Source organism: Luteitalea sp. (genome assembly GCF_044337415.1).
Lineage (GTDB): Bacteria > Acidobacteriota > Vicinamibacteria > Vicinamibacterales > Vicinamibacteraceae > Luteitalea.
Map to the genome: position 1 here is coordinate 1 of NZ_JBIINP010000324.1, position 3521 is coordinate 3521.

The window sequence follows — 3521 nt, forward strand, 5'->3', positions numbered from 1 at the left end:
TCTACGAATTCGGATCGCCGTGGAAGGACTGGGCCGCACTCGAGGCCACGGGCTGGCGCGGATTCCTGTCGCTCGCCGTCTGGCGCCTGCCCTTCCAGGCGCTGGTCCACATCGCCGTCACCTCGCTCTGGCTCGTGCCGGTCGTCACGCGTGGCGCCGGCGTGCGCATCGCGTTCGCGGCTGCGAGCGCCGGGCTGCACCTGTGGCTGTCGCACGCGTTCTGGTTCGAGACGGTCCGTGATTACGGCGTGATCGACGGCGGGCCGCTCGGCTTCCTCACCTGGACCCTGCCGGCGGTCGCTGGAACGCTGGCCTACGATGCCGTCGTGGCACGCCGGAACCCGTGGCGCATGGTGATGGCCGGCGCAGCGCTGATGGCCGGGGGCTATGCGATGTCGTGTCTGGCCAATGGCGGCGGGTGGGCCGTGCCACCGTTCGTGGAGAATCCGCGACCGTTCGACATGTGGACCATGAGCCAGGAGGCGGGAAGCACCTCGTACCTGCTGTTCGCCTCTGGCGTGTCGCTCGCGCTCTACGCGGCCTTCCGACAGGCGTGCGACGTACGAGGCTGGCGCCTCACGCTCTTCCACGACCTCGGCACCAACGCCCTGGCCGCCTACGTGCTCCACGTCCTCGCCGTCGCGTCGCTCATGAACCTCGCGCCGAAGGATGCGCCGGCCTGGTGGGCCATGCTCCTGGGCGGACTGCACGTCGGGCTCGTGTGGTGGATGGTGCGCTGGCTGAACGCGCGGGGGCTCTACCTGCGGCTGTGAGGCAACCGGGCTCAGGGCTCAGCGCAGGGCGCTGGGCTCAGGGCTCAGGGCTCAGGGCTCAGGGCTCAGGGCTCAGGGCTCAGGGCTCAGAAAGCATACTGACTTCACGGCATGCTCTCTGAGCCTCGAGCCCTGGGCCTTGAGCCGGATCCCACGAAAAGACGGCGGGGTGGGGACACCCCGCCCTACCTCTGCCTAGGCCATCGACACTCGCCGGATCGGCAGGTCGCGCAGGCGCTTGCCGGTCGCCGCGAATATCGCGTTGGCGATCGCCGGGGCCATCGGGGGCACGCCGGGCTCGCCCACGCCGGCCGGCGCGGCGGTGCTCGGGACGATGTGGACGTGCGTCTCGCGCGGCGCTTCGACCTGGCGCGCCAGCACGTACGTGGAGATGTTCTGCTGGTCGATCTTCCCGCCGCTCGCGGTCATCTCGCTCAGCATGGCGATGCTCGTGCCGAACACCGCGGCGCCCTCGAACTGCGCCTTCACGCGATCGGGACTGATGACCAGCCCCGGATCGACGGCGATGTGCACCGTCGGGATCTTCACCTGCCCGCGAGCATTCACCTCGACCTCGACCACCGCCGCGATGTAGCTCAGGAAGCTGTAGTGCGCCGCGATGCCCAGCGCGCGCCCGGCCGTGGCGGGCTTCTTCGCCCAGCCCGACTTCTCTGCAACCACGTCGATCACGCGACGCAGGCGCGCCGTGTCGAACGGGTGCTTCGGGTTCGGTCGCGCGCCCTTCACGCCCTCCGCGGCGAGGTCGATCACGCGCGGGTCGCCGATCAGCTTCAGCAGGTACTCGACGCGATCGGCCTTGGCTGCCGCCGCAAGTTCGTCAGTGAAGCTCTGCACCGCGAACGCGTGGTGGATGTGCGCCACCGATCGCAGCCAGCCGATGCGCACGGGCGACGGCGCCGGGTTGTTCTCGACCCTCAGGTTCGGAATCCGGTACGGGATGTCCGAGAACCCCATGCTCACCTGGAAGCCGCCGTACTGCTCCTTGGCATCGAAGGTGGAGCCGATCGGCGGGAACGCGGTGCGCGCCAGCAGGCTGGTCGGCACGCCAGACGCATCGACCGCGGCCTTCATGTACATCGCCGCCGGCGCGTGGAAGTAGTCGAACTGCAGGTCGTCCTCGCGCGTCCACACGACCTTGACCGGCTTGCCGACCTGCTTTGCGAGCAACGCAGCCTCGGCACAGTAGTCGGGCTTGGACTTGCGCCCGAAGCCGCCGCCGAGCAGCGTCACGTGGCAGGTGACATCCTGCGCCTTGATGCCGAGCGCCTCGGCCACCGTGTCCTGCACGGCCTGCGGGTTCTGCGTGCAGGTCCAGATCTCCGCCTTGCCGTCCTTCACCTCGGCCACCGCCATCGGTGGCTCCATCGGCGCGTGGGCGAGCATCGGCGTGTAGTACGTCGCCTCGTGCACGCTGGACGCACCGGCGAGCGCCTTCTCGGCGTCGCCCTGGTCGCGCACCACGCGACCCGGCGTCTTGACGACGTCCATCAGCGTCTTCTTGAACGTCGCCGAGTCGAAGCTCGCGTTCGGGCTCGGCCCCCACTGGACCTTGAGCGCCTCGCGGCCCTTGATGGCGGCCCACGTGGAGTTGCCGAGCACAGCGACGCCACCCAGGGCCTTGAAGCCGTAGGGCGGCGTCGCGAGCGGCAGCCTGACGATGTCCTGCACGCCCGACGTCGCACGGGCGGCCGCATCGTCCACCGTCGACAGCGGGCTGCCGAGCACGGGCGGACGCGCGATCGTCGCGAACACCATGCCCGGGCGCTCGACGTCGATGCCGTAGGTCGCCGTGCCCTTCACGATGGGGTCGAGATCCACCACGGGCACGGGCTTGCCCACGTAGCGGTAGTCCTCGGGCTTCTTGAAGCGCAGCGAGGACGCCTCGGGCACCGACAGCGTGCGCGCGGTGGCGACGAGTTCACCAAAGCCGGCGGACTTGCCGCTCTTCTCGTGCACGACGGCGTGGTTGCGCGCGGCCACCTCGGCCACGGGCACGTTCCACGCCTTCGCGGCGGCCTGCTCGAGCATCGTGCGCGCGCTCGCGCCCGCCACGCGCATCGCCTCGTGGAAATCGCGGATGGAACACGAGCCGTCGGTGTTCTGCGAGCCGTACTTCTTGTCGCCGATGGCCTGGACGATCGTCACCTTCGCCCAGTCGGCGTCGAGTTCGTCGGCGACGACCAACGGCAGCGACGTGCGGATGCCCGTGCCCATCTCCGATCGATGGGCCACGATCTGCACGAGGCCGTCGGGCAGGATGGCGAGGTAGACACCCGGCTCCCACGCGGCCTGCGCGGCGACGTCGGCCGAGAACACCGACACGGGCACGAGGCGGGTGCCGAGGATGAACGCGCCGCTGGCAGCGGCGCCGCCGAGAAACGCACGACGCGAGACGCGAGCGGCGTTCATGCCTGCCTCCCGGCCGCCTGGGCCTCCTTGATGGCCGCGCGGATGCGCTGGTACGTGCCACAACGGCAGAGAATCCCTTCCATGTAGGACTCGATCTGCGCCTCGGTGGCGTTGGGACGCGAGGCGAGGAGCGCTGCCGCCTGCATGATCTGGCCGCTCTGGCAGTACCCGCACTGAGGCACCTGGTGCTGCTTCCAGGCCACCTGCAGCGGGTGCTCGCCACCGGCGGGCGCCAGCCCCTCGATGGTCACGATCTTCTTGCCCGCAATCATCGAGATGGGCGTCGCACAGGCGCGGATGGGCCTGCCGTCCATGTGG

3 protein-coding genes are annotated in these 3521 nt (G+C 69.8%); 1 reads left to right on the forward strand and 2 read right to left on the reverse strand.

The features are described from left to right. Window positions 1-773: hypothetical protein (locus tag ACIRDX_RS21715; RefSeq protein ID WP_396627513.1), on the forward strand; the 773-nt coding region annotated here is incomplete at its 5' end. Between the two features lie 195 nt (window positions 774-968). Here the strand turns inward: ACIRDX_RS21715 and ACIRDX_RS21720 are convergent. Beyond that, complete coding sequence (locus tag ACIRDX_RS21720) at window positions 969-3203, reverse strand: molybdopterin cofactor-binding domain-containing protein (RefSeq protein WP_396627514.1); 2235 nt, start codon at window positions 3201-3203, stop codon at window positions 969-971. Then, window positions 3200-3521: (2Fe-2S)-binding protein (locus tag ACIRDX_RS21725; RefSeq protein ID WP_396627515.1), on the reverse strand; the 322-nt coding region annotated here is incomplete at its 5' end. The genes ACIRDX_RS21720 and ACIRDX_RS21725, both read right to left, overlap by 4 nt.